Source organism: Lacticigenium naphthae DSM 19658, from assembly GCF_000425865.1.
GTDB classification, from domain to species: Bacteria; Bacillota; Bacilli; order Lactobacillales; family Carnobacteriaceae_A; genus Lacticigenium; species Lacticigenium naphthae.
Genome location: NZ_AUEG01000003.1, coordinates 61,554 through 87,765 on the forward strand (window position 1 = coordinate 61,554; position 26,212 = coordinate 87,765).

Here is a 26,212-nt window from a genome sequence, read left to right on the forward strand (position 1 = left end):
CCACTTTTTTAGCGCGGTGGATTCTCACTGTATTTTTTTTATCATATGATCATACTGATGATTTTCGATAGTACGTTCATCTAATTTACTAAATCCGTTTTTTAAATAAACCGATTTGGCATGGGTATTTTCTTCCTCACAGTTTAGCGATAAAATAGTATAGCCGTTGCGTTGCGTTTGTGTTTCTGCATCTTGCAACAGAGCAGAAGCTATTCCTTTTCCTCTGTGCTGTTTTTTGGTAATGATCGAGTCTATATACCATTCGTTCTTATATGCTTCTGAATCGGTATATATACTGAAATTATCTGCCACGTTTCTCTTCTTTGCTATATTTTTTAGTGGTTCATCAATTATATTTTCTTCGCTCCCCGAGTAGCTATAGTAAACACCTGCAATATTTCCATCGACAATATAGACTCTAGCTCGATCATAGCTAAACCGATAAAGCGGATCCTCCATTGCTTGCAAAATCAATTCTTTTAGTTCCTCTTCTTGTATTATTTGAAAAATCGATAACTCCATATCTCTTAAAATAACAAACACCAGTTCCACTAGTAGTTTATTTTCTTCTTTTTTTGCCCATCGGATCAATTTTCTCCTCTGTCCTCTCTCAAAACATTCTTTATTCTCTCTACTACAGTCTTTGGAATCCCTAAAGCATGGATTTCCTCATTATCTGCTTCTTTGATTCTTTTCAACGACTTAAAGTGTCTTAAAATTTTCGTTCGTGTTTTTGGACCTACTCCTTCAATAGAATCAAGTTGAGATGAGAAACTATTTTTGCTCCGCACTTTTCTATGAAAGGTGATTGCAAATCGATGGACTTCTTCTTGGATACGCTGGACCAAGTGAAAGGCCTGACTGCGTGGATCCAAATAGACTTGAGCATAGTTCTCCCCAAAAATCAAAGCGGCAGTTCTGTGCTTCGTATCTTTAACCATTCCAGCAACGGGAATAAAGAGATTCAACTCATTTTCTAACACATCTATGGCTGCGTTGACTTGTATTTTACCGCCATCCATCAGAATCAAATCAGGAAGTGGCCGTTGTTCTTTTAATAAGCGAGAATATCTTCTGCGGATAACTTCTCTTGTAGTTGCTGCTTCATTACTACCCACTACAGTTTTGATCTTATACTTACGATAATTTGTCTTATCGGGTTTTCCATCTTTGAAGGACACCATCGCAGACACCGGATTCGTTCCCTGTATATTAGAATGATCAAATGCTTCGATCCTCTCAATATAAGGTAATCCCATAGCTTCTGACAATTCACCTATAGCCCCTACTGTTTTTTTCTCATCCACCTCCATCAAACGAAACTTTTCATTTAATGTAATTTCACTATTTTTTTCTGCTAACTCCAATAAATCTTTCTTGTTTCCTCGCTTAGGTACGCGAACTTTCACATCGAGCGTTTCTGACAAAAGTTCAGTATCCAACTCTTCGGGTACCAGTATTTCTTTCGGTTTGATTATATTCTTGTTATCATAATATTGTAAAATATAGCTCATCAATTCTTCTTGTGGAGTACCATAACAAGGGAATATAGAGGCTTCTCTCTTAATTAAAGTTGCTTGACGTATGAAGAAGACTTGAATAGAAATCCAGCCTTTATTCATATAAAAATTGAAGATATCTCTGGGTGTGAAATCTCTGGACACAATGGTTTGTTTTTCTACTGTTTGTTCGATGTAAGAAATTTGGTTTCGAAGTTCTGCAGCTCTCTCATACTCCATGTTTTCTGAGGCTTCCTGCATCTTTTTCACTATTTCTTCTTTAATTTCTTTCACGTTTCCGTTCAGAAATCTTTTGATTTTCTTTATCTGCTGATCGTATTCTTCTCTGGTTACCTCATGATCACACGGCCCAATGCATTGCCCAATATGATAATATAAACATGCTCTTTTTTGTTTACCATTACATTTTCTTAACGGATATATTTTTTGAATAAGCTGTTGGGTTTCTGTCGCTGCATAGACATTTGGGTAAGGGCCAAAATAGAGCCCTCCATCTTGCGTGACTTCAGAAGTTATGATTAACTGAGGATCTTTTTCTTTAGTGATTTTTAAATAGGGATAATTTGTTCCCTGTTTTAATTTTATATTGTATTTGGGTTGATGCTTTTTTATCAATGTGATTTCAAGCAACAACGCTTCCTTGTCTGTTCCCGTTACAATTGTTTCAAAATCAATGATTTCTTGGACAAGCAAAGCTGTTTTCCCTTCGTGTTTCCCTCTAAAATAAGACCGTACGCGGTTTTTCAAATTCTTTGCTTTCCCTATATATATAATTTCGGCATTTCGATTTTTCATGATATAACATCCTGGCATTTCAGGAAGCAAATTAAGTTTTTGTTCAATATGTTCACTTGGCATCTATTTCACCTCTTATTGGCCAATTTCATTGTTTAAAAAGAACAGTGGAGATTTCCACTGTTCTTTCGCTCAAATACTTTTCACATTATCACTTTTTATTTGGGTTCTTGAAACAAATAAATATTATAAAATCGGTTATAATCAACTTCTCCGACAAGAACTTTTTTATATTCGAAATTTGTTCCTAAGATGATTTCTTTTTGTGTATATAACTCATGAATAGTTTTGCCAATTTCTTCGTAAAGATCATCCAATTCTTCTTCACTTAATTCGCCATGTTGCTCTTCCCAACGCTCAAGAAAATCTTTTTCATCACGATCTCTGTAAAAATCTATTCCTGGAATTGTGCTTTCATTTTCCATCATTTCATCGCCGACCTTTCCATTCTCGTTTCATTTAAAGTGTACCATATCTAAAATTTTTAACAATCTCTCTTGATCGATTTTCTATTCAAATAATAAAAAAAGAAGTTAGCCGAAGCAAACCTCTTTTATCATTTGTATTAATTCAAAATTTTAATTGTTATTGTACGACGACCCCAATTTAGTGCTTGTTGAACTGTGGAATAATGAATATCGATTTTATTTCCTTTGATCGCACCACCAGTGTCGCCAGCAATCGCCACTCCGTATCCAGGTATTTCAACTAAAGTACCTAGTGGAATTACCCGAGGATCTACAGCAATAACCATTGGGTTTACTCTTAAATCAATTCCTGTTGCAGTATGTGTGCTTAATCCAGGTTGCTTAGTAGAGTAACCTGTAGCGGACACGGTCAGTGTTCGACCAGATGAACTCACTGTTTGCTTTACCGGTTCTTCCTTTTTCTCGCTTACATTAGTCGTTTGAGTAGAGCTAGCTCCACTTTTCTCTGTTTGTTTTTTTGGTTGAGACTGACTTGCTGTTTTGGCACCAGTTTTCTGTATCACCGCTTGACTTGATGCTCTTTGTGCAGCAGCCTCTTTTTGTGCAGTAATTTCTTTTTGACGTTGAATTTCTTGGCTTTTTTTAGTAGCGAGGGTTGCTAATTGATTTTCGTTTTTCTGAATCATTTCTTGAATAGAAGCTATTTTAGTATCTAATTCTTCTTTTTTCACTTGCACTTCTTCATTTTTTTCTTGCAATTGTTTTTGTTCTTCTGCTAATGTTTCCTTCAATTCATTTAATTCGTTAAATGCCTCTTTAGCTTCTTCTATTTGTTCATTTCCTGCTTCCTGTAAAGAAACGAGAACATACATACGATTAAGTAGATCTGAGATGCTTTCCGAATCCAATAAACTGAATAAAACATTCTGATTTAGTTCATTGGTTTGAATGGATTGTAATCGACTTTTGGCTTGTTCTAACCTTTGACTGACTACTTCTTCTTGCACAATAATTTCATCAGTAGTTTTCTCAATGACGGTTTCTTTTTGTTTGATGTCTTCTGCTAGCTGATCTACCAGACTATTTATTTCATTAACTTCTTGCATCGTTGTAGAAATTTGCCCTTGTAAATCTGTTAAGTCTGCTTTGGTTTGTTGTTCTTGCTTCTCGATTTCTTGAATTGAGTTCGCTGAAACGTCTGTCGTTTTACCAACTACTAGAAATAAAGCAAAAAATAATATTGTTTTTGTGAATTTACTATTTTTCAAAATCATACCATCCCTTTCCTACTTAAAGGTTTATATATATACAGTATCCGTCCCTATATGTCTTTGTCATTATAACGGAATTCTTTCTTCCCTATATTTCTTTCTCGTTACATTTTATTACAAAGTCTTTTCTAGTATAATGATTTTGTCATATAAAACATTAGGAGGAATCTCATGACTCGCTCAATCTATTTTGCCAGCCCACTATTTTCAGAAATGGAAAAACAATACAATGCTTTAATAGCAAGCAAAATACGCTCTAAATATCCAGAAATAGAAATTTATCTCCCCCAAGAACAAGGTGATATCAATAATAAAGAGGCTTACGCAGACTCTGTAACAATCGCAAAATATGACACGGATGCTCTCCTAAACAGCCAGATACTGATTGCTGTTTTAGACGGCGCAACAATTGACGTAGGCGTGGCTTCAGAAATTGGTGTGGCTTATCAAGCCGGTATTCCGATTCTGGGACTGTACACAGATTCACGTCAGCAAGGAGCGACCAACAAGAAGAAGATCAGTGCCTTGCAAGATATAGCTGAGTCTCAATTTTCATATATCAATCTCTATACTATCGGCTTAATCAAAATGAACGGAGCCATTTTATCTTCTGAAGAGGATCTTTTATCCTCTATTAAACAATATGTTTGATAGCTGTTTGGGTACCTTGATCACTTATCCAATTAGCTGAGATCAATAAGTTTCTATCCAAAATACTGCTCCAATTTGCCTAGCGAGATCAGGTCTATCTATCGGGACACCTTTTAGCAAGTAATAATCAAAAAAATGCGGCTAGGACATTTGTCCTAGCCGCGTTTTTTAATAACCTTTATTAAAATCTACTTTATTTTTTATTACATTGCCCTTTTCAACGAATGTTGTCAAATTTTCTAAAAATATTGGGAAAAGTGCGGCTTCATAGTCTTCTAAATTTCCTGTTATATGAGGAAGGATCAGAACATCCTCCCTGTGCCATAATTCAGAGCTTTCCGGTAAAGGTTCTTCTTCAAAAACATCCAGGGCAGCAAACCCGATTTGCTTATCCAGTGCCTCGATCAACTCTTTTGTATTAACAGTGAGTCCTCTTCCAACGTTTACAAAAACACTATTCTCTTTCATGTTCTCAAACAGTTTTCTATTGAAAAAATAGTGTGTTTCTTTTGTCAGAGGCAGAATGTTTATAACATAATCCGCTTGATTTAAATATTTCCCTATTGTCTTTTGGGTATACTGCTCATCCATGAATGGGGCTTTTTCCCCACTTCGATTGATTCCAATAGTGTGCATGCCGAAATTTTTTGCTAATTTCCCTACTTCTTGTCCAATCTCACCACTCCCGACAATCAGGATGATTTTATCGTGTACCTCTTGAACAGTTAGTTGATCATTCCATTTAGATTGAAGCTGATTTGCATGAGCTTTCCCTATCCCGCGTGTATGAAAGAGTAGCATGCCTATTACAGATTCAGCAATCGGCTTCCTATGAATACCACTAGCATTCGTCAACAGAATACCATTTTCTTGAAAATAATTTTGTGGAAAATAGTCTACTCCTGCTGAAGAAGCTTGAACCCACTTCAAATTCGGAGCCTTTTCTTCTAAATGTGACCCAATCGTTTTATTCCATCCATAAAGAATTTCCACATTAGGATCAGGACTTTTTTCCGTACTCAATTGTACTATTTCATACCCTGGAGCAACTTGTTTAATGCTCTTCTCCTGTTCTCTTGTCAATTTGCGATAAGAGCCAATTTGTTTATTCGTCATAAATTTCCTCCTCTACTCTTTTCATTATCGCAAATGCCCAATTATTGTACAACTAGATACCCTTTTTGAATAGTTTCTTTCTTTTACTCTTTTTCTTTTTTCGGCTATACTATAAAAGCTAAACATTGAGTGAATGAAACAGGGATAGGACCTTTTCGGTCTTCTCATTAGTAACGAAAAGACAGTTGAGTTTTTTGCAATTAGAGTATCTTTCACATAATGAATACTATATTTTAGGAGGCTTTATATATGAAAATACACCAAATCGTTACTGGGATGATCCAAGAAAACTGCTATCTGATCTGCAAGGATTCCGAAGCATTGATCGTAGATCCCGGAGCGGAAGCAAATAAAATAAAAAATGAAATAGAAACGAATAAAGTGAGACCCTTAGCTATCCTATTAACACATGCGCACTATGATCACATTGGTGCGGTGGAAGAATTACGTACAGATTATGCTATTCCAGTTTACTTAGATGAGAAAGAGCAGGGGTGGATGAGTGATCCTCAACTCAATTTATCAACTTATGCCATTCACGAAGTCACTGCGAATCCTGCAGAATTCACTTACTCTTACTTTGAAAATTATTCTATTGGGAATTTTGATTTCTACGTTGTCCCTACCCCCGGCCATTCTCCCGGCGGGGTAAGCTTGATATTTGAAAAGGAAAATGTTCTGTTTTCGGGCGATGCTCTTTTTTATCGTAGCATCGGGCGCACTGACTTACCTGGAAGTAACTCACAACAGCTTGTAGAGAGTATCCGTTCTCAGCTATTTGCTTTGGAAAAAGACTCTATTATTTATCCTGGACACGGTCCCTCTACTACTCTCTTTAATGAAAAAGAAACAAATCCATATGTATAATTTTTGTAGGAGGATGTAGTCATGAAAAAAATATTGATATTACACACCGGCGGAACTATTGCCATGAGTACTGATCATTCATCTGGAAAAGTAAAACCGTATACTCATAATCCGCTGTTATCTCAGCAATCATTGTTCCCAGAAAATGTTGAAATAATCAGTGAGGACTTATTTTATTTGCCGTCTCCTCATATCACTACAAAAGAAATGTTACTAATAAAAAACAGAATTGAAGAAGCTGTCGTAAGTCACTTTGACGGTGTGGTTGTCACACATGGTACTGATACGTTAGAAGAGACTGCTTATTTCCTCGATTTAACCTTGAGACATTCCATTCCCATCGTATTAACGGGTGCCATGAGACCTACGGATGCAATCGGATCAGATGGGTTGTATAATTTACAAAATGCAATTTGGACCGCTCTTGATACGAATTCTGCTGAGAAAGGTGTAGTGGTTGTAATGAATGAAGAAATTCATTCTGCCCGCTATGTGACAAAAACTCATACGACAAACGTCGCCACCTTCCGAACCCCAACATTTGGTCCGATCGGCATTCTAGCAAAAAACCGTGTTTACTTCTTCAAAAAGTTGGTGGACGAAGAATATTATCCTGTCAATGAAATGAAAAAGAATGTCTATTTACTAAAAGCCTATGCGGGAATGGATGGAAGTTTAATAGAGAAATTAGCAGAATTACCTATTGATGGTTTAGTTATTGAAGCGCTCGGAGCCGGCAACCTGCCTCCTCAATCTGTTCCGGCAATCGAACAGCTACTCCAGATGAAGGTCCCTGTTGTTTTAGTTTCGAGGGCATTTAATGGCATCGCTCAAGACATCTATGACTATGAGGGTGGCGGAAAGCAACTGAAAGAAAAAGGTGTTACTTTTGCTCCGGGCCTTACTGGTCAAAAAGCGCGTATTAAACTGCAGATAGTTTTGGAACAACCTATTTCGAAAGAGAGACTTGAGTATTACTTTGAATAAAAAGTAGACAAAAAAATAACGGGCCGAGGGAAAATCTCTCAGGCTCGTTATTTTTATTCGGTCTACTTGCTAAAACTCAATCACTTTTTTTAGTTCAAATATAGAAAAATCAGTAATATTCTCTTTCCAGCTGTCTTTTTTCCAAGTCCACAGATTTGTTCTTTCTTTCTTAAAGTAACGAAGTGAAAAAACTTCTGCTCCATTGTTCAGATAAACTTCTAGAGAAGAATCTTCTATAAATAGTTGCATAGATTTCAAAGATTCAGTTAGTTGCACACTTCTTGTTTCTCTTTCTGCTGTTAACCAGTTGGTCCTTTCGATCGTAAACCGTTTGGAATCTGCATTGTATTTCAAACTTACTTCATTCCTCAACACCCAATCAAAACTAGCCGCAGCTGATTTCCAAGTACAAACCATTTCTTGTTCACTGGATGAGAATTCCACTTTATTCATCGTTTGAAGATCCGGAAGTGTAAGCTTTTGACTGTTTCTTAATTTTTGTAGCTCTGTAACGGGTTGTTGGAGAAGTTGTCCATTTTCCCATTTGATTTCTCGGGGCAGAGTTAAATGATGGATCCACCCTTCTTTTCTAGTTGGAACAGCATTTTCTACGTCGGGCTCCATTGCCCCCATCCAACCAAATAAAATCGTTCTGCCTTTATTGTCTTCAAATGATTGTGGAGCATAAAATTCAAATCCGCGATCAAGCTCTTTGAATGTTTCTCCAGTAGGAACAAATTTTCCGTTCTTAAAGTCTCCGACTAAATAACCAGTTTGAAAGACGTTTTTATAAAAATCTCCTTCTGTTTCTATCCCTTGCGGTGAAAAAAGAAAGATCTCTTTATTTTTCATCCGCAAGACATCAGGACATTCCCACATGTAACCAAAATCGGGATAAGCTTCTGTAAATTCACCAGAAAATTTCCAATCAAGTAGATCCGCTGAGCGATATAATATAGTTGTCCCTTTTAAACCAAGAGTCTGAGCGCCTAAGATCATCCAGTAGCAATCTTCTTCTTCATCTTTCCATACCTTAGGATCTCTGACATGGGCTGTATAATTCTTCGGATGTGTAAACAGAGGTCCTTTTTTTAAAAACTGCTCTCCATCTTCAGAAATTGCTAAACACTGATAACTTTCTCTTTCTCCTGCATCATTGCGTACGTTTCCTGTATAAAAAAGAAACATTTTCCCATCTTTTTCAATAGCACTTCCCGAGTAGCAGCCATTTTTGTCAAACCAGTCTGTAGGTTCCAATGCGGGCTTTAAATACGTCCACTCCACTAAGTCTGACGATATTGCATGACCCCAAGTTTTATTTGCATGAGTCGTTCCCTCTGGGTTCCATTGAAAAAAAACATGGTACTGATTATTGAAGAAAATAAGTCCGTTCGGATCATTTAGCAATCCTTCTGGAGCCCTTAAATGATAATGGACAGTGTACTTGTCTGGTGTTGGTTGAGTCATAGTGATCCTCCTTCTAAACTAGGCTTTATTTCCTTCAATGTCTTCCCTCATCTTGTCCGTATAACCAAAGAGGTAAGTTAAAACAAAGGCTACGCCTATAGCAATGATGTTAGTTAAGATATACCAAACAAATTGATCATTCAAATACAGTAGTGTTCCGGGAATAACCGTAACAGACATTCCTGTGGCTTCTAGGTTTAAAATATCTCCCATAAATCCACCTGCTGCACCCCCTACTAAACCAAAGAGGAAGGGTTTTACATATCGTAGGTTGACCCCGAAAATCGCTGGCTCGGTGATTCCTAAAAATGCTGAAAGTGTAGAGGGATAAGCTAAAGCTTTTAATTTTTTCGATTTTGTTTTCATGGCAACGGCTAATGTTGCACCACCTTGTGCAGCTATACTTGAAGTAATGATCCCATTGTAAGGATTTACTCCTGTATTAGCTAAAAGCTGGATTTCTAAGAAATTGAAGATGTGATGTACACCTGTGATAACAAGAACTTGGTTTAAACCACCAATAACGATTCCAGCTAAACCAAATGGTAAAGCGAGTAACCAAATCACTGCTTCTAATACTACTTCTTCCAGTGAATGGAAAACAGGACCGATAACAAAAAGTGACAAAATGCTCATAATTAGTAATGTCCCAAATGGAGAAAGCAGCAGATCCAATGATTCTGGAACTATCTTTCGGAGCCTTTTTTCAACTTTGGATCCAATATACCCCGCGATGAATGCTGGTAAGACTGTTCCTTGATAACCAACCACTGGAATAAAATCGAACATATAAATTGGCGATGCATCCCCACTCGCTACAGCATAAGCATTCGGTAATGCTGGGTTAACAAGCATCAACCCTAGCACTATCCCAATTACAGGGGAGCCTCCAAATACTCTAAAGGCTGACCAGGCAACTAAGGCTGGTAAGAATGCAAAGGCTGTGTCCGTCAATACTTGAGTATAGAGTAAGAAGTTTGCGCTGATATCTCCTGGCACTAGTCCGAATACTGCAAGGACTGGATCTTGTGTTAATAGTCCGCGCAGTCCCATAAATAGTCCTGTGGCGACAAGAACTGGGATGATCGGTACAAATACATCTCCAAAAGTCCGAATCGCTCTTTGGAATACGTTCCCCTGTTTTTTAGCTTCTTGCTTCATTTCACCTTTGGTAGTGCCTGACAAACCTTGGTCAATGACCTCAGCATATATTTTATTTACGGTACCGGTTCCAAAAATGATTTGATATTGTCCAGAATTGAAAAATACACCTTTTACCTTTTCTATGTTCTCAATTTCATCGTCTCTTACTTTCTCTTTATCTTTAACCATTATTCGTAAACGGGTTGCACAATGAGCAACTGAATCAACATTCTCTTTTCCACCAATTGCATCGATGACTTGCTTAGCAATTTCTTTGTTATCTGTCATGTTTATCCCTCCCAAATTTTTAGTTCCAAACAATTGGAACCGGTTCTTTTTTAGTATAAGTGAATACGGTTTCTTTGTAAACCCTTTATTTTGATTTTGTTGTCGTTTCTTTAATGATCAATCGATTGGATAAAGTCCGTTTTAGTGCTACCTCTTTTTTATTGATCATTTTCTCCATTGTTTGAATTGCAAGTTCTCCCAGATCAAAATACGGATAATGTACAGTAGTTAGGGCTGGAGAAATAAAGGACAAGGCTTCGTAACCACCAAACCCTGTTACCGAAAAATCAGTTGGGACAGACGATCCTGAATCATGAATCGCTTTGATAACAGCTAAAGCTATGTTATCTGTAGCGCACGCGATGAAAGTGGCATCCACTTCGCTTCCCTTTAAGATAGCAAGCGCTTTTTCATAAGCATCATTCATATGGAAAGAAGTTTCTACCCATTCAACCTTCGTGTTTTCTTTTTTAGACACTTCTGAATAAAAGCCATTACGCCGTTCTTGCCCCACCGCTTTGTCTTCACCAGAAACAGTGAAGTAAAGAAACTTTTTATGGCCCAGCTCTAATGCATGTTGGGCAATTTGTTGGCCTGCTCCATAGTCATCGTGAATAATAGAAGGAATATGTTTTGCCTCCTGTCCTAACACTAAAAATGGGATCCCTGCTTTTTTGATTGCTTCTGCGTGTTTTTCTGTAATTTGTTTGGCTAAGAAAATAATTCCATCCACTTTTTGTTTGGCCAACGTGTAGATATCTTCTATCTCTCTTTTTTCTTGTTGGTTTGCATTCGTTATAATCAGTTGGAACCCCTTTTTCTGGGCTTTCAAGTCAATTCCAGAGAGGACTGCATTTGTTGAAGGTGAATCTAATCGTGGAATAATTACACCAATCATATTTGTCCGTGAGGCTTTTAGGCTACGAGCAAACGAATTTGGACGGTAATCTGTTTCTTCAACAATTTTTTCAATTTTCTTTTTTGTCTTTGGGCTTACTGATCCTCCATTAAGATAACGGGAAACCGTACTTTTTGCTACACCCGCTTTTTTAGCTATGTCAGCTATGGTTACCATTCGCTTTATTCTCCTTTTGCTTTCCAATTGTAACTTGCCGTAAAATTTATTTGCTCTCCAGATTTGATGTGATGATTCGTTACATAAAATTGTTCATCTATTTTTTCCATTGAAGCTAAACTTTCTACTTTTTCATCATATAATACTTCTTTTTCAAATTTCATTGTGGCATAGGTCAGTTGATGTTGGTTCAAAAAATCAGCATCTAGTGCGTCTAAAGTCCATTCAAGATATTTAGAATTATTCACATGCTTATTTCGATCGATATCAAAATATCTCACATGATAGGATCTTTTTTGTGCTTTGTCTATATCTACTTTTTGTGGTCGAGGAGTGCGAACTAAGCTTTTAGAGAATTCTGCTCCATATGGTTCCATAATATTTTCAGGTAGACGAACTAGTTTTCTTTTGGACAAACTAATCAGCCCAAAAGTTACGCAGACTTCAATGATAGTGTTTCCCTGTTCATCTTTCACAAAGAAGTCTCTGTAACTAAATAGTTTGTTGTATTGTCTTGCGATGGTTTCGATTTTGATTGTCTCTTTGAATTGAGGTAGTCGTTTAATGTGCATTTCGTATTGGATAATGACCCAGCTTAAATCTCTTCCAGCTAAAACATCATCAGACAACCCTAATTCCTCTGAGTGTTCTCCGGATACATGCAACAATAAATTGACCAACATAGGGAGCGTTAAATTTTGTTGCTGGTCGCATTCGTAATAATGGATAAGATGTGTATTACTATGACTGATTCCTGACATAATGATCTCCTTTGAATAATTGAATTATTTCTATTCATTATACTACTTTTCACTCTTCTAAGAAAACATACCCAATTTCATTATTTTTTTTTAATCAAATCATGACAATCTTATCATAATCTAGTATGCTTGTATAAGGCACTTTTTTGAACTGATTTTAAAGTGTATCGTTTTAGGTTATGCGAATTATTAAGGGAGGAAATTTCAATGGATAAATCAAATGAAAAATCATCTGGATTTTTAGGCACGATTGAAAGAGTCGGAAATAAACTGCCCCATCCAGCGGTCATTTTCGTACTGCTTTCACTTTCCGTTATTATTATTTCAGATTTAGTTGCGCGCTCAGGCGCAAGCGTCCAATATTTTGATGCGGGAGCTAACGAAGACATTACCGTTACCGCGACGTCATTATTAAACGCCGAAGGTCTTCGTCATATCTTCAACACGGCTACAAGCAACTTTACAGGTTTTGCACCCTTAGGTACTGTCCTTGTTGCCATGTTGGGTGTCGGGGTTGCAGAGTGGTCCGGATTGATTGGATCTGCTCTAAAGAAGATGGTACATAAAGTCCCTACTTCTTTGCTGACTTATGTAATTGTTTTTGCGGGTATCATTTCTAATATTGCCTCAGATGCAGGTTATGTGGTCGTTGTTCCTCTGGGAGCCATCGTGTTTGCCGGAGCAGGACGTCATCCTATTGCCGGTTTAGCTGCAGCTTTTGCGGGAGTTTCCGCTGGATTCTCGGCAAATTTGATTTTCGGACCGACAGATGCCTTACTTTCCGGAATCACCAATGAAGCTTTGAATAGTGTCAATATTCCTTATACTGTAGATGTTACAGGGAATTGGTATTTCATTATTGCTTCGACCTTTATCTTGACTATCGTGGGTGCCATGATAACGAAAAAAATTGTTGAACCGCGTTTAGGTGAATATACTGGAAGTTATAAGCCGACAGATGAACCTTTGACTGATGACGAACAAAGAGGTTTGCGGAACGCTGGTATTGCTTTAGGAATCTTTCTAATTATATTACTTTTCTTGACCGTTCCTGAAAATGGAGCATTTCGTGAATTTGACGAAGCCACAGGCAACATGACATTGGGTAATTTCTTGAGTAACGGTTTAATTTTCTTGATTTTCCTACTCTTTGCCATTCCGGGGTATTTTTACGGTAGAACAACTGGGAAAATGTTGAATTCTCATCATTTTGTCGAGAGTATGACTGATTCTATGCGTTCAATGGGTGGTTACATCGTTTTGGCTTTCTTTGCTGCTCAATTTATCAATTACTTCTCTTACACAAACCTGGGAATGCTAATTGCTGTTGGTGGAGCAGATGTACTGGAAACAATTGGACTTACTGGTCTTCCACTGATTATGGCTTTCATTTTACTCACCAGTTTCATTAACTTATTTATGGGATCTGCTTCAGCTAAATGGGCAATCATGGGGCCTGTGTTTGTCCCTATGTTCTATACGTTAAGCTTATCGCCTGAAATGACACAGATGGCTTATCGTATTGCTGATTCTTCATCAAACGTTGTCTCTCCATTAATGAGTTACTTTGCGATGATCCTTGTCTTTATGAAACGTTACGATAAGAAAAGCGGTATAGGAACACTGATTTCAACTATGTTGCCCTATACGATCGCTTTCCTCATATCTTGGTCGATCTTGTTGATCATTTGGTTTACTCTTGGCCTTCCACTCGGACCGGGTGCTCCTGTTCGTATGTAAGAACTGGTTTAATCAATATAAGAGCAAAAAAAGTTTGTGAACCCCCTTGGAGTTCACAAACTTTTTTAGTTTATTATAAGTTGAGTATCAGGGATGGTGTCTTCAAAGACGATACTCTCGACATAGGGTAACAACCACTCAGAGGAATATTTTTCTATCCACCGATAAGCTTCTTTTTGTTTTATCTGTTGGATAGATTCTTGTCTTCCTTCTATGGGCAATGAATTTTTCCCGGAAAAGAAATCAGTATTGATTTCTGCTACAAAATCTCCAACAGCTAATACAGTTTCTTTTTTTATTTCATTTTTTTGATGCAAAATTTGTTTTCCTATTTTTCTACTGTCCTCCATAAAAATTTCTTTTTTGTAAGTTGAGAAATTCAGTAAAGATTCATTTGTATACCCTTTTGCTAATGACCAGTCTGCTACGGGAATAGTCGTTCGCTCGTAAGCAAATCGATCAGCACTAATTTCTATTTCTCCAATGCTGCTTGGGTAGATAGCTACAGCCCCCGTAGAAATTTCATAGAAAGGAGCAGCAGCTGTTTGTTGAATGTTTTGAGCATGTAGATGTGCGGTCAATGCAACTTTTACATCTAATTCTTTCCATATTTCTATAATTTCTTCGGCATTGTCTATTTGATGCTCCCCATTGATAAAAGAATTATGTCGCAATAAATTGTGGTGCATGACAGGAAGGATTTCCGCCCCATTCAACTGTGCCATTTCTTTTACTTCTTCTAACCATTCGACTGTTTCTTCTTTAACACTTCCACCAGGAGGTGCAGGTTTTCCGTTTGTTTGAGGGAGATAGCGATTTGAATCGACCATTACGATCCAGAGATCTTTCCTCACTGCTTGAACATAACTCAAAGAAGCGGGATCTTTAGAAAGCCAATTGTCGTATCCCTGCTGCTTAAAAATCTCGACAAACTCTTTTGGTCCTATCGAATCTGTTTTTCCTTGTTCGGCATCTATATACGAACGAGCCCATCCGTTAGAAATATCATGATTTCCCGGATTGACTAAAACTTGAGTTCCAAAACTTTCAATTTCTTCAAAATAGTGTTGTAATTCCAAGAAGCTTTCTTTCTCCCCATTAAAAGTCAAATCACCATTTACTATAAGGTATTCCGGAGAGTTTTTCTTTAGTTTCCAAATAAAAGCTTCCATGGTTTCTTGTTGATAATAGACTTCTTTTCCCGCAACAGTTTTGGCGATTTCATGAAAAGCTTCTCCTTCATTATTTAAGCTCTCAGCTAAATAATGTAAGTCATTTATTACCCAAATCGACAGATCATCCGTTCCTAGTTCAAGATTAGGGATGTTCTTTTTTTCAAATGTGATTTCCTGTTTAGAATATCCCGCTATGAAAAACACAAGGATTATCAGAATACATGAAAACAGAAAAACTAATTTTTTTGGAGTCACCTTTTTCATCGAACACTCTCCCTTCTCCATTGAGCCTTGCACTTGGCTCTCCATCATTCTCTTTCTATATGCTCATCAGCTTAGCTTAAGTTCAAAAATCAATCAAGTGGATCTCGCTACTTTATGGTATACTAAGGGAGAAAATTTTGTAAAAGGGGATTGGAAATGATAAGTAAAAAGATGAAATTTGGACTACTGATTTTCGCATTTATTATCGGAGGCGTTTTGGGATTTATTTATCCTACAGTGATGCAAGGAATAACTTCTCCCATTGGTATTGGAGTAGGATTGGGCTATTTCTTTTTAAGTCGTAGAGAACAAAAATCTAAAGGTAAAAAAGTAGTGACTGAAAGTAAAGGTTTTGTAATTATTCAAATGTTGCTTGCTTTCATCATCGGCGGAGCCATTATTTCTTTGTATCCTCTATTCGTTCAAACACAATAAGAGTCGGTGACTTTTGTTTCACGATTCGTTGAATACTATCTTAGGGACTATTTATAGAATAGTTATATTTTCCAACATAAAAAAGACTGGCCAATGAGCCAGTCTTTTTTTATTATTCCATTCCTAAAATAGCTATTCCTACCATTATAGCTGTAATAACTAGATATTGTTTCTTTGATAATTTTTCTTTTAAGAAAATTCTGGAAAGAATGACCGAGACCATGCTATATGAAGAAATAAGCGGTGCTACAACAATCGCATTGGAAGCCATCGCGTATACATAGAAGAATTGCCCAATTGTTTCAAAAATTGCTGCTGCTCCGTTTGCTCTTTCATCTATCACTGTAAAAGGTTCATTTTTTATCCATTTCAAGTAAGCCCATGCAATAAGCCCACATATAAGGAAAGTAAGCTCATAGGATACATTTGCTTGCATTTCGGACATTGTATTCGTTAATACATAACCGTCTAAAAAAGTTCCCATAGCGTCGATGATTGCATAGAGTATTGGTAACACCAGTGCAAGAGCACCTAAACGGTATTTTCTATCGATTGCTTTTTTATCCAAAAGACGTTCGCGGTCGGCTAACTGCTTTTCAAATACTCCTAACAGAATGATACCAACAGAAATAATGGTGACTGCAAAGAACTGTGTGGTCGTCATTGTTTGCCCTAGTATAACAAACGTCAGCAACGCCGATACAGCACCGGAAGAGTTTTGAACTGGAGAAGATATTGAGAGTTCAATATAGCGCAAGCCGGCATAGCCGATCGCCATTGATAGAATGTACATCGCTGAGACTGGGAAGTATCGGATCATGTTGATTGGATCGTAAATTTCTGAAGACGTGAATATCAAATAAAAAGCATGTAATCCCATTACCAATCCAACCATGATCACTGTTTTCAAATGACTTAACCGGTCACCTGCTTTATTTCCTTTCTTATAAAATAAATCTGCTGTTCCCCAAGCGAGAACGGTAATTATTGCGTATGTAAACCACATGAATCATTCCACCTTTTTTCAAATATAAAATCTCCCCAGTTCATGAGAGGTCTCATTACTGAGGAGATTAGAACATTTTCTACTTTATCCTTTTTTTAAAAAATTAGCAATAAAAATATAAATCAAAGTACCTTCGCAAGTGCCCCCATTGGATCCCACGGTTCTAATTCAATGATCGGTTCTGCTAAAGCCTTCAGCCACTTTTCTTCTATATATTTTGTATCTACCGCTACTTGATAAGTATATTCATCAAACCACTGATCGCTCATAGAAAAAATACCCTTTTTCCCTACTTTTTCACCCCAACTGTTTTCTACTTTCCAATTTATAGGTTGGTCGTTTTCATCTAAATCGACTCCGACTAATACCATCGCATGAGTTAACAAACTATCACCATAGTCTAATCGTTGAGCTTTGGTTAATCGGATAGGTTCATTTAGCGTAAGATCATAGGAATAGGTTTCTGTGTCCATAACGCCCGCTTTTCTTTCTGACATCTTGCCTACATCACACCCAAACCAGACAGGTTCTCCATTTTTGATTGAAGCGATTGCTGCATCTTTCAAAGCTTTGATTGGTGTATTAATATATCGGACTGGTTGAGCTTCTTTTACTGTACCTAAATATTTTACCGTATAAGCTCTACCAAACGGTTTATCCTTTGTCGGCGCATGTATCAAACTGATACGCTTTTCTAAATTCCAATCTACATACTCTGCAAAGAAATTTTGAGGGGTGATTTCAGAAATTGCTTGATAATTCCCCTTTGTATCATGGTATGCATACGTAAAGGTTGTTGGTACTTCCCCCAGTGTTTTCACTAGTGTAGCGTATATCCAAGACAACATTCTCTCTTTTTCCATTGCGATTTCTTCGTTAGAAGACCCATTTTCTTTTAACTCTCTTAATCTAGCTGCAAACTCTCTCAATTTCGAAGTCATTAACGTGTTCAATACTTTAGTGTTTGAAGAGTGGTATGTTTCTGGCATGACGGATTTAGGAACAGCACCGTATTTGTTCAATAGCCCTGCAAACATATCCCATTGCCCACCATCTTGAATCGGATCAGTCAGCAGATGTTGTACCAACCTTGAATCCAATGGTTCTGTAGCCGTTTCTAAAATAGAGTCCAAGAAATAATTGCTCTTTTCTAATTTATCCCAAAACAAAGTATAATTTTGAGAAAATTCAAAATCTTCTGCATCTAGTTTTTTCATTGTATCTATTCGGGCGGTATTTAATGCAGCAAACATCCAGCAACGTCCGCTTGCTTTTTGATTTGTCATTTCACCTTTTTTTGTTTCTTGTGAAAACGCAAATGTATGTTTACGCATAACAGAATTATTGAAAGAAGCTTCGTTGATCCCCACTTTCGCAATTGCATTTTTAACTGCTTGACTAGCAGGATCACTGGTCAGTTGATTGTTAAATTTTTCTAATAAGGCTGTATCGATCATTTCGCTATCTCTCCCTTTTCTCATCTATATTTAATCATACGCTAATCATTTTTAAGGTTCAACACCTTTTAGTGTAACATTTCTCTTTTACTGCGGTACTATGATAAACTAGGCATAACAATACGCAAAAAAGAGGAGTCAACTATGGAGAATTACAGAAAAACATATGCTCATATATCCTTAACGAATTTCATTTCCAATATCCACACGTTCAAAAACCGCCTATCCGATTCTACAAAATTGATGGCTGTAGTAAAAGCAGATGCATATGGTCATGGTGCGGTAAAAATGAGTCAAGTAGCCATTGAAAATGGTGCTGACTATCTAGCTGTTGCAATTTTAGAAGAAGCCTTAGAATTACGCAAAGCAGGTATCACAGCTCCCATTTTAGTTCTTGGTCCTACCACAATGGATGGTTTACAACCCGCTATTGACACGAATATTACATTAACTATTTTTAAGAAAGAAACGGCTCAGGCACTAGTGAAATTGGCTAAACACTCTTCTCAAAAACCACTAGTGCATTTAAAAATCGATACTGGCATGACGAGAATTGGCGTACGCAGCGGAAAAGAGGCTCTAGAAATAGTAGAGATATTACAAGCTGGGGGAATTTCTGCTGAGGGTATTTTCACTCATTTTGCGGATGCAGACAATGTAACAAACCTGGATTATACAGATAAACAGTATCACACCTTTGTGGCTATTCTTAACTATTTAAATCAACAAGGATTCTCTTTTCCGATACAGCATTGTGCAAATACAGCGACCGTTTATACACGTCAAGAATACCAGTTGGATATGGTTCGAATTGGGATAGGTTTATACGGTTATGCACCAGATAAAAAACTGCTTGCCGCCTTATCCTTAAAACCTGTATTAACATTGGTCACTCATCCTTCTTTTATTAAACACGTACCAAAAGGACAATCCATTGGCTATAGCTGCACCTATAAAACAACTGATGAAGCCACTATCGCTACCTTACCTATTGGTTATGCTGATGGACTGCCTAGACAGCTCACGAATGCAGGCAGTTTATTCCATCAGGGCATCCAACTCCCGATAGTTGGTAGAGTATGTATGGATCAAACCATGATCGATAGTACCCTCGCACCTCATTTGGCCGAAGATTCTGAGCTGGTATTGTTCGGTGATCGTCCTTCTACTCAAACTGCTATATTTACTATCGCAGAATTCACACAGACAAATCATTATGCAATTTTATGCGGTATAACTAATCGGGTCCCACGATATTATGAATAAGGAGTGCGTCTCTTATGTTTATTAGCGATTCATTGTCTATTACTCGAATTGCGGTGGTCAGCATTTTAGCTTTTATATTGGTTGTCATTGTCTTACGCATATCTGGAAAAAGAACCTTATCAAAAATGAACTCGTTTGACTTCATTGTCACGGTTGCTCTTGGCTCTGTCCTAGCAAGTATTTTGACAAGTACAGATTTACCTCTAATCGATGGTATCCTAGCTTTTTCACTACTTGTTTTTATGCAATATATAACCAGCTGGCTTTCTGTTCGATCCAATTTCATCAGTGATTTAGTCAAATCACAGCCTCGCTTATTATACTATCAAGGAAAATTCGACAATAAAGCGATGAAAAAAGAAAGAATCACACAGTCAGAAATATTACAGGCTGTTCGAAATCAAGGGAAAGCCTCTTTCTGCTGTCGTCTTGGAAACTGACGGTACATTTTCTATCCTAGAAACCACAGCACCTTCTTCAGCTGATGTATCGACCCTGAAAAATGTCATGGGAGAAAAATAAGAATTCAGAAATAAAGGGTGCAATTTTTAAAAAAACACGTATAATAGAATTATTGGACTAAAAAACTTAGATGAAATTATAGAATTGAGGAAATTGATTACATGATCACAGTAACAGATGTAAGTTTACGTTTTTCAGATAAAAAACTCTTTGAACAAGTTGATTTAAAATTCACACCCGGGAATTGTTACGGGGTAATCGGAGCAAATGGTGCCGGAAAATCTACGTTCTTAAAGATTTTGTCGGGAGACATTGAACCGACTACAGGAAATGTTTCTTTATCCCCAAATGAACGCTTGACTACTTTAAAACAAAATCACTATGACTACGAAGAATTCACCGTTATCGACACCGTTATCATGGGACATAAACGTCTTTATGATATTATTGAAGAAAAAAATAATCTTTACATGAAAGCTGATTTTTCAGATGCAGATGGTATGTTAGTTGCAGAATTAGAAGGAGAGTTTTCAGAACTAAATGGTTGGGAAGCTGAGCCACAAGCGACTTCTCTTCTACAAGGTTTGGGAATTTCCGAAAGCTTGATCCACAATAAAATGAGTGAATTAGATGCGGGACAACGTGTCAAGGTATTACTTGCTCAAGCTCTTTTTGGAAAACCTGATGTTCTGCTTTTAGATGAGCCAACAAACGGATTAGACACTCCCTCTATTCAATGGCTAGAAGAATTCTTGATCAACTTTGAAAACACCCTTATTGTTGTTTCCCATGACCGTCACTTCTTAAATAAAGTTTGTACACATATGGTTGATGTGGACTTCGAAAAAATCAAACTTTTTGTTGGAAATTACGATTTTTGGTTGGAATCTAGTCAATTAGCTTCTAAATTACAAGGTGATCAAAACATCAAAAAAGAAGAAAAAATCAAGGAATTACAAGATTTTATTGCGCGATTCAGTGCAAATGCTTCTAAATCCAAACAAGCTACTTCCCGTAAAAAAATGTTGGAGAAAATCACATTGGATGATATCCAACCTTCTTCTCGTCGTTATCCTTTTGTAGGATTTAAACCGGAAAGAGAAATTGGGAATGATTTGCTCCGTGTGGAAAATCTTTCTAAATCAATTGATGGGAAGAAAATTTTCGACAATGTTTCCTTCACATTAAATCGTGGTGATAAAACAGCTTTCATTGGCCGCAGTGATGTAGTTTTGACAACTCTGTTTAAAATTATTATGGGCGAAATGGAACCTGACAGTGGAACAGTCAAATGGGGCGTGACCACTTCTCAATCGTATATGCCTAAAGATCATTCCGCTGAATTTACTAATGGCTCTTTGACTATCATAGATTGGCTTCGCCAGTATACTTCTAAAGAGGAAAGCGATAATACTTTCTTAAGAAGTTTCTTGGGACGCATGCTTTTCTCAGGCGATGAAGTGATGAAGGAAGTGTCTGTTCTTTCAGGGGGAGAACGCGTACGTTGTATTCTTTCCAAGCTAATGCTAAGTAAAGCGAATGTACTTGTTTTAGATGACCCAACAAACCATTTAGATCTGGAATCCATTACTTCTTTAAATAATGGCTTGATCGATTATAAAGGAGCCTTACTTTTCAGCTCCCATGACCATCAATTCATCCAAACAGTAGCTAACCGGATCATCGAAGTTACTCCGAATGGCGTAGTTGACCGTCCAGAAACCACTTACGACGAATTCTTAGATACAAAAGAATTACAAGAACGTATTAAAAAACTTTATGCAATGTAGTAACTAAACAACTGAAAGAAGGATCGTTCTTCTTTTGACTAACACAAAAAATGAAACCTTATAAAACACCCACGAAATAGTATGATCATAAACATACTATTTCGTGGGTGTTTTTGTGTAGACAAAATCATGTATTCATAGGTCAAACGAGAGAAAGACTTCCTCAGTAGCCTATCGCGAAGAGGACGATGTGAGATAATAATACACTTGAGGAGACGTTTCGTCCAACTGCTCTGTAAGGAGATTCCACTAGTTCGGTGCATTTGGTTGGCCTCACAAGAAATCCTCGCTTGTGAAATCAACTATTTCTATGGTGAACGAATGCAAGAAAAATAGGCTACTATTCTCCAACAAAATTTAGTGGACCAGCAGCCTAAGAAAGTGAATTATCACTATCTCCAAGCAATCTGTCGATTTACTTTTTAGTTTTTTATTCAACAATTTCTCCTGTTTGCGCATTTACTTTTACATCATCGTCATCACTTATGTCCTCTGTATCTTCTAAATCAATTTCGTATACAGTCAGATCATTTTCAACATCCAGCTCCCATTTCTCAACATATCCAGACCCCACATAATCTAAAACTCTATTCATGGCTTCTTTTGGATTCAAGATGCTTGTTACATCTAAACTATCATCTGTATCATCATTGTTTTCTTCCTCTGTTTCTTCAAAAAGAATTTCTCCCGATTCGGCAGTTAGCCTCATTTCGTAGTCATTGGCTGAATCGAACCCCTCTATATCATAAACATATTCGCCATCTTCTTCATCAAACTGGATCGATTCGATCATGGGATCTGAAAAATTTTCGTTAAAGTGGTTTATGGCATCCGTTAAAGAAAAATCGAAATCCATCGTTTCCAGCCCCATGCTTGCTTGACTCTTATCCAAAGAATCACTCGTCGATTCATCAACTGTTGTATCATCCGTTTTTGATTCTGAAGTCTCCATTTTTCCCTCATCCACCGTTGTATCGATTGATCCATCTTCTTCTGGCCCCACTCCAGTTTCATTTCCGCAGGCTACTAAAGCCACCATAGATATGAAGGACACTACACTCAGTTTAATGGTCTTCTTCAAAAACACCTCTATCACCTCCTACTATTTAAGTTTTTTCCACTCAATTATTGCTTAAATTGTACCAAAACAGGTTTGTAAATAATATTTATTTGCTTACAAAAAGAAAAAATAAACAATTCACTCTTTCCGAATTAGCAAAAAAAAGCCAGGACATTGTCCTGACTTTTTCATAAAATTCTATGCCGCTCTTAATTTAAAATTGTGATTTCCATACTACGTCTGCCAAAAGCAATCGCATCATTTAAATCAGTGATATGCACATCGATGCGGTTACCTTTTATTGCACTACCCGTGTCTCCAGCAATATAAGTGCCGTATCCAGGTATGTGGACCTGTGAACCTAATGGAATAACACTAGGGTCAACAGCGATCACCCGTGGATTTTCGAGAAGATTGATTCCTGAATAAGTGATAGTACCTAAAGATGGTTGATTTGTTGAATAAGCGGTAGCTTCAACAACTAATTTTCTTCCTGCTTGAGAAGTAGTCGCAGCTGCTTCTGCTTTTTCAACTGGTTGTGTTTCCACAGTTGTTTCTACTTTTTCTTCAGGTTTTTCTTCCACTACTTCTTTTTCTTGTAATTCTTGTTTAACTTCTTCTGGTGTTTCTACTTCGACAACTTCTTCTTCACTTACATCATAACTTTTCACTTCATTATCGCTATCTTCAACAGTCACAACAGAATTATCTGCAGATAAATGAATGTTATTTCCAGCAAAAATCATGTCTTTATGATTGATATCATTTACTTTAACTAATTTATCTACTGAAAGATCAGTTGCTGCTGCAAGTCCAGATAAAGTATCTCCCCATTGGAAAGTATATTTGGAACCTTTCGCTTCTTGTTCTTGAATTTCTGATCTGATTTCTTCTACAGAACGAGGAGTCCATGATTCTTGCGCGGAGGCAGTTGTTTCGCCAGCCAAGAATATTCCTGCCATTGCTATAGTTGTTCCCATTGTCATCAATTGCTTTTTCATTTTGTTATTCATTTAAATTTCTCCTTTGTATATAACTTCTACATTCTCAAGGACAGACGGTTGACTACATCTACTGATACAGCATTATCTCTTTCCTTCAACGAATGTAATCTTAACATGTCCCCCCAAAGAATAAAGGGGTTTTTCTTAACTGTCACACCCTCTTAGTCGTTCTGTATTATTACACGACATTTGTTACAGAATGACTACAGCGCTCTGTTTTCTTGTAAAATAATACATGTTATTGTAAGAAACTTGGTTTTCTAACAATACAGCGCATACATTCTGTTTTTACTAACTAGACACTTTTTTCTCTTCAATAAGTTGGCTCTAAAAATCGATTAGTTCCTCTTAGAGGTTTGCAGTCAAAAAAAGAAGGATCTAGGATATCTCTCCCAAACCCTTCCTGTTCACACAACCATTATCATCCTAAACGCGTTCAACCTTGCATAAACAGATATAGTAGATATACAGCTTTATGCGAATGAAAGCACGCTTGTTTCTTTAGCTGTTTTCTGCATCGATCGTCTGCATTTTTTTAAGCAACTGATAGGTTTTGTTTCCTCCAGATAAATTATATACTTCTTTAAACCCTTTATTGTGCAGTAAATTTTGAGCTGCATTCCCGGTTACACCTTTATTGCAATAAACTACAGTAGGCAACGTGGGATCCAGTTCACTTAATCGATCACGTAAATCCGCTAACGGGATGTGTTGGGCATGAGCCACATGATTCTTTTCGTAGTCTTTTTTCGATCGCGTATCGATTATTTGAATCGTTTCTTTTTGGCTTCTCTTCATCAATTCACTAGCTGTAAGCAGGGGATTCTTTTTCAAAGCATTATCCAAAGCCATCCCAGTATAAAGAATCGGGTCTTTCGTTGTTGCAAAGGGAGGTGCATAGGCTAAATCAAGATGAAATAAATCTTCTGCCTTTGCTTTAAAACTAATAGCAGTAGCCAGGACATCTATTCGCTTGTCTACTCCTTCAGGTCCTACTATTTGAGCACCAAGGATACGTTCACTTTTTTTATCCACTAATGCCTTGATAGTGATCTCTTTTCCGCCCAAATATTTCGCATGCGCCGGTTTGATATTATATAACACTTCTATAGCGTAGCCTTTTGCTCTTGCCTCTTTTTCAGTCAATCCCGTTTGTGCAACGTGCAGATCAAATATTCTAAAGATCCCAGTTCCTAATACACCTCGATGAGTCAGACTTCCGCCTGTAATGACATCGCCCGCAATTCGTCCCATTTTATTGGCAGTAGATCCCAGTGGACGATACAATGGTTGGCCATCAATGACTGAAAAACTTTCCGCAACATCTCCAACTGCAAAAACATTTGGAATATTCGTGCGCATTTGCTTGTCTACTTTCAAGGCTCTCGACGATCCGATTTCAGCACCCAATGATGATCCCAATTGTGTATTCGGACGGACCCCTGTAGCCAAAATCACCAAATCTGTTTCTAGGGTTTTGCCCTTAGTCGTTGTTAGCTGAGTAATTTTTTCATTTCCATTGATCGTTGCTACAGTATCAGCTAGCTGGAGGGTCACATTGTGGTTCCTCAATTCTTCCTCTACATGAAAGGCCATCTCCTTATCCATTTGGGGCATGACCTGATCTTCTAGTTGAACGATAGTTACTTCTAATCCTTTTCGAATCAGCTGTTCAGTCATTTCAAGACCAATAAATCCAGCTCCAACAATGACGACCTTTTTAGGTTGAAGCCTTTCGATTGCTTCTTGAATTTGACGAGCATCTTCCATTGAACGAACCTGGAATAAATTTGAGTATCTTCCCAATTCAAAAGGAGCCGGTGTGTATGGAGAAGCTCCGGTCGCCAATACTAAACGATCATAGTTTTCTGTGATTGTTTCATTTGTTTGTAAATTCTTAACCGTCAAGGTATGTGCATCTGCATTTACTTCTAAAACTTCATGCTGGGTATGGATATCAATTTGAAATCTCTCTTTAAACCATTTTTCATCACGCGGGATCAAATTATCGATGGTCTCTACTTCGCCACCAAGGTAATAAGGAATTCCACAAACAGAATAAGAGATGTCTTTCCCTTTATCATAAACAACGATTTCCGCTTCTTCTGTGTTTCTTCTTGCTTTAGCTGCAACGGAAGTCCCTGCGGCAACCGAACCGATCACAACGATTTTCATACTGATTCA

The 26,212-nt window shown here is 37.3% G+C and carries 22 protein-coding genes and 1 pseudogene; 8 read left to right on the forward strand and 15 right to left on the reverse strand.

Going from position 1 to position 26,212, the window contains the following annotated elements; all coding sequences use genetic code 11:
• Nucleotides 1–24: 24 nt before the first annotated feature.
• From H626_RS0104485 to H626_RS11690, 4 genes are all read right to left on the reverse strand, one after another.
• Nucleotides 25–591, reverse strand: coding sequence for a GNAT family N-acetyltransferase (locus H626_RS0104485; RefSeq protein WP_027108272.1), 567 nt, complete (start codon nucleotides 589–591; stop codon nucleotides 25–27).
• Complete coding sequence (gene uvrC / locus H626_RS0104490; protein ID WP_027108273.1) at nucleotides 588–2,378, reverse strand: excinuclease ABC subunit UvrC; 1,791 nt, start codon at nucleotides 2,376–2,378, stop codon at nucleotides 588–590. Before uvrC ends, H626_RS0104485 begins: the two co-directional genes overlap by 4 nt.
• A gap of 95 nt (nucleotides 2,379–2,473) precedes the next feature.
• The gene (locus H626_RS0104495; RefSeq protein ID WP_027108274.1) at nucleotides 2,474–2,743 is read right to left on the reverse strand and encodes a hypothetical protein; all 270 of its coding nucleotides are present in this window, start codon (nucleotides 2,741–2,743) and stop codon (nucleotides 2,474–2,476) included.
• A gap of 137 nt (nucleotides 2,744–2,880) precedes the next feature.
• Nucleotides 2,881–4,017: a 3D domain-containing protein gene (locus H626_RS11690; protein WP_027108275.1), complete on the reverse strand. Its 1,137-nt coding sequence runs from the start codon at nucleotides 4,015–4,017 to the stop codon at nucleotides 2,881–2,883.
• Nucleotides 4,018–4,185: 168 nt separating this feature from the next.
• On the opposite strand from H626_RS11690, the gene H626_RS0104505 reads away from it, so the two are divergent.
• Nucleotides 4,186–4,665 (forward strand): nucleoside 2-deoxyribosyltransferase, encoded by a 480-nt coding sequence (locus tag H626_RS0104505; protein ID WP_027108276.1) that lies wholly within the window; start codon nucleotides 4,186–4,188, stop codon nucleotides 4,663–4,665.
• 168 nt (nucleotides 4,666–4,833) lie between these two features.
• Here H626_RS0104505 and H626_RS0104510 read toward each other — a convergent pair whose 3' ends face one another.
• Nucleotides 4,834–5,781 (reverse strand): NAD(P)-dependent oxidoreductase, encoded by a 948-nt coding sequence (locus tag H626_RS0104510; protein ID WP_051237813.1) that lies wholly within the window; start codon nucleotides 5,779–5,781, stop codon nucleotides 4,834–4,836.
• A 249-nt stretch (nucleotides 5,782–6,030) separates the two neighbouring features.
• Here H626_RS0104510 and H626_RS0104515 point away from each other — a divergent pair, with 249 nt between their 5' ends.
• Entirely contained in the window at nucleotides 6,031–6,648 is a 618-nt protein-coding gene (locus H626_RS0104515) for an MBL fold metallo-hydrolase (RefSeq protein ID WP_027108278.1), read from the forward strand.
• Nucleotides 6,649–6,669: 21 nt separating this feature from the next.
• Nucleotides 6,670–7,635, forward strand: a complete 966-nt coding sequence (locus tag H626_RS0104520) for an asparaginase (protein ID WP_027108279.1) — start codon at nucleotides 6,670–6,672, stop codon at nucleotides 7,633–7,635.
• A gap of 69 nt (nucleotides 7,636–7,704) precedes the next feature.
• Here H626_RS0104520 and H626_RS0104525 read toward each other — a convergent pair whose 3' ends face one another.
• The 4 genes and pseudogenes from H626_RS0104525 to H626_RS0104540 form a co-directional block, all read right to left on the reverse strand.
• A complete protein-coding gene (locus H626_RS0104525; protein ID WP_027108280.1) occupies nucleotides 7,705–9,102 on the reverse strand; it encodes a glycoside hydrolase family 32 protein in 1,398 nt (465 codons plus the stop codon).
• 51 nt (nucleotides 9,103–9,153) lie between these two features.
• Nucleotides 9,154–10,533: pseudogene (locus tag H626_RS0104530) on the reverse strand (sucrose-specific PTS transporter subunit IIBC); the annotation flags it as partial.
• 85 nt (nucleotides 10,534–10,618) lie between these two features.
• Entirely contained in the window at nucleotides 10,619–11,608 is a 990-nt protein-coding gene (locus H626_RS0104535; RefSeq protein ID WP_027108282.1) for a LacI family DNA-binding transcriptional regulator, read from the reverse strand.
• A gap of 5 nt (nucleotides 11,609–11,613) precedes the next feature.
• Entirely contained in the window at nucleotides 11,614–12,369 is a 756-nt protein-coding gene (locus H626_RS0104540; RefSeq protein WP_027108283.1) for an acyl-[acyl-carrier-protein] thioesterase, read from the reverse strand.
• A gap of 207 nt (nucleotides 12,370–12,576) precedes the next feature.
• On the opposite strand from H626_RS0104540, the gene H626_RS0104545 reads away from it, so the two are divergent.
• Entirely contained in the window at nucleotides 12,577–14,109 is a 1,533-nt protein-coding gene (locus H626_RS0104545; protein ID WP_027108284.1) for an AbgT family transporter, read from the forward strand.
• Nucleotides 14,110–14,174: 65 nt separating this feature from the next.
• On the opposite strand, the gene H626_RS0104550 is transcribed toward H626_RS0104545, so the two are convergent.
• On the reverse strand, nucleotides 14,175–15,548 hold the full coding sequence (locus H626_RS0104550) for a metallophosphoesterase (RefSeq protein WP_027108285.1): 1,374 nt from the start codon (nucleotides 15,546–15,548) through the stop codon (nucleotides 14,175–14,177).
• 156 nt (nucleotides 15,549–15,704) lie between these two features.
• On the opposite strand from H626_RS0104550, the gene H626_RS0104555 reads away from it, so the two are divergent.
• A complete protein-coding gene (locus H626_RS0104555; protein ID WP_027108286.1) occupies nucleotides 15,705–15,983 on the forward strand; it encodes a hypothetical protein in 279 nt (92 codons plus the stop codon).
• 112 nt (nucleotides 15,984–16,095) lie between these two features.
• On the opposite strand, the gene H626_RS0104560 is transcribed toward H626_RS0104555, so the two are convergent.
• Both H626_RS0104560 and H626_RS0104565 read right to left on the reverse strand, forming a co-directional pair.
• Nucleotides 16,096–16,989: an EamA family transporter gene (locus H626_RS0104560; RefSeq protein WP_027108287.1), complete on the reverse strand. Its 894-nt coding sequence runs from the start codon at nucleotides 16,987–16,989 to the stop codon at nucleotides 16,096–16,098.
• A 122-nt stretch (nucleotides 16,990–17,111) separates the two neighbouring features.
• Nucleotides 17,112–18,446, reverse strand: coding sequence for a C1 family peptidase (locus H626_RS0104565; protein ID WP_027108288.1), 1,335 nt, complete (start codon nucleotides 18,444–18,446; stop codon nucleotides 17,112–17,114).
• A 144-nt stretch (nucleotides 18,447–18,590) separates the two neighbouring features.
• Here H626_RS0104565 and alr point away from each other — a divergent pair, with 144 nt between their 5' ends.
• The 3 genes from alr to H626_RS0104580 all read left to right on the forward strand — a co-directional run bounded on the left by alr (nucleotide 18,591) and on the right by H626_RS0104580 (nucleotide 21,964).
• Complete coding sequence (gene alr, locus H626_RS0104570; RefSeq protein WP_027108289.1) at nucleotides 18,591–19,712, forward strand: alanine racemase; 1,122 nt, start codon at nucleotides 18,591–18,593, stop codon at nucleotides 19,710–19,712.
• Between the two features lie 14 nt (nucleotides 19,713–19,726).
• Nucleotides 19,727–20,152 (forward strand): DUF421 domain-containing protein, encoded by a 426-nt coding sequence (locus tag H626_RS10650; protein ID WP_211221949.1) that lies wholly within the window; start codon nucleotides 19,727–19,729, stop codon nucleotides 20,150–20,152.
• A gap of 183 nt (nucleotides 20,153–20,335) precedes the next feature.
• Complete coding sequence (locus H626_RS0104580; protein ID WP_027108290.1) at nucleotides 20,336–21,964, forward strand: ABC-F family ATP-binding cassette domain-containing protein; 1,629 nt, start codon at nucleotides 20,336–20,338, stop codon at nucleotides 21,962–21,964.
• Between the two features lie 430 nt (nucleotides 21,965–22,394).
• Here the strand turns inward: H626_RS0104580 and H626_RS0104585 are convergent, their stop codons facing one another.
• The 3 genes from H626_RS0104585 to H626_RS0104595 form a co-directional block, all read right to left on the reverse strand.
• The gene (locus H626_RS0104585; RefSeq protein ID WP_027108291.1) at nucleotides 22,395–23,051 is read right to left on the reverse strand and encodes a PepSY domain-containing protein; all 657 of its coding nucleotides are present in this window, start codon (nucleotides 23,049–23,051) and stop codon (nucleotides 22,395–22,397) included.
• A 182-nt stretch (nucleotides 23,052–23,233) separates the two neighbouring features.
• Entirely contained in the window at nucleotides 23,234–24,037 is an 804-nt protein-coding gene (locus H626_RS0104590; RefSeq protein WP_027108292.1) for a 3D domain-containing protein, read from the reverse strand.
• Nucleotides 24,038–24,529: 492 nt separating this feature from the next.
• Complete coding sequence (locus H626_RS0104595; RefSeq protein ID WP_027108293.1) at nucleotides 24,530–26,203, reverse strand: FAD-dependent oxidoreductase; 1,674 nt, start codon at nucleotides 26,201–26,203, stop codon at nucleotides 24,530–24,532.
• Between the last annotated feature and the right edge of the window lie 9 nt (nucleotides 26,204–26,212).

Excerpts from the sequence above, each read along its gene's own strand:
- uvrC (WP_027108273.1), bottom strand. The coding sequence starts at position 2,378 with ATGCCAAGTGAACATATTGAACAAAAACTTAATTTGCTTCCTGAAATG.
- H626_RS0104495 (WP_027108274.1), bottom strand. The coding sequence starts at position 2,743 with ATGATGGAAAATGAAAGCACAATTCCAGGAATAGATTTTTACAGAGAT.
- H626_RS11690 (WP_027108275.1), bottom strand. The coding sequence starts at position 4,017 with ATGATTTTGAAAAATAGTAAATTCACAAAAACAATATTATTTTTTGCT.
- H626_RS0104505 (WP_027108276.1), top strand. The coding sequence starts at position 4,186 with ATGACTCGCTCAATCTATTTTGCCAGCCCACTATTTTCAGAAATGGAA.
- H626_RS0104510 (WP_051237813.1), bottom strand. The coding sequence starts at position 5,781 with ATGACGAATAAACAAATTGGCTCTTATCGCAAATTGACAAGAGAACAG.
- H626_RS0104515 (WP_027108278.1), top strand. The coding sequence starts at position 6,031 with ATGAAAATACACCAAATCGTTACTGGGATGATCCAAGAAAACTGCTAT.
- H626_RS0104520 (WP_027108279.1), top strand. The coding sequence starts at position 6,670 with ATGAAAAAAATATTGATATTACACACCGGCGGAACTATTGCCATGAGT.
- H626_RS0104525 (WP_027108280.1), bottom strand. The coding sequence starts at position 9,102 with ATGACTCAACCAACACCAGACAAGTACACTGTCCATTATCATTTAAGG.
- H626_RS0104535 (WP_027108282.1), bottom strand. The coding sequence starts at position 11,608 with ATGGTAACCATAGCTGACATAGCTAAAAAAGCGGGTGTAGCAAAAAGT.
- H626_RS0104540 (WP_027108283.1), bottom strand. The coding sequence starts at position 12,369 with ATGTCAGGAATCAGTCATAGTAATACACATCTTATCCATTATTACGAA.
- H626_RS0104545 (WP_027108284.1), top strand. The coding sequence starts at position 12,577 with ATGGATAAATCAAATGAAAAATCATCTGGATTTTTAGGCACGATTGAA.
- H626_RS0104550 (WP_027108285.1), bottom strand. The coding sequence starts at position 15,548 with ATGAAAAAGGTGACTCCAAAAAAATTAGTTTTTCTGTTTTCATGTATT.
- H626_RS0104555 (WP_027108286.1), top strand. The coding sequence starts at position 15,705 with ATGATAAGTAAAAAGATGAAATTTGGACTACTGATTTTCGCATTTATT.
- H626_RS0104560 (WP_027108287.1), bottom strand. The coding sequence starts at position 16,989 with ATGTGGTTTACATACGCAATAATTACCGTTCTCGCTTGGGGAACAGCA.
- H626_RS0104565 (WP_027108288.1), bottom strand. The coding sequence starts at position 18,446 with ATGATCGATACAGCCTTATTAGAAAAATTTAACAATCAACTGACCAGT.
- alr (WP_027108289.1), top strand. The coding sequence starts at position 18,591 with ATGGAGAATTACAGAAAAACATATGCTCATATATCCTTAACGAATTTC.
- H626_RS10650 (WP_211221949.1), top strand. The coding sequence starts at position 19,727 with ATGTTTATTAGCGATTCATTGTCTATTACTCGAATTGCGGTGGTCAGC.
- H626_RS0104580 (WP_027108290.1), top strand. The coding sequence starts at position 20,336 with ATGATCACAGTAACAGATGTAAGTTTACGTTTTTCAGATAAAAAACTC.
- H626_RS0104590 (WP_027108292.1), bottom strand. The coding sequence starts at position 24,037 with ATGAATAACAAAATGAAAAAGCAATTGATGACAATGGGAACAACTATA.
- H626_RS0104595 (WP_027108293.1), bottom strand. The coding sequence starts at position 26,203 with ATGAAAATCGTTGTGATCGGTTCGGTTGCCGCAGGGACTTCCGTTGCA.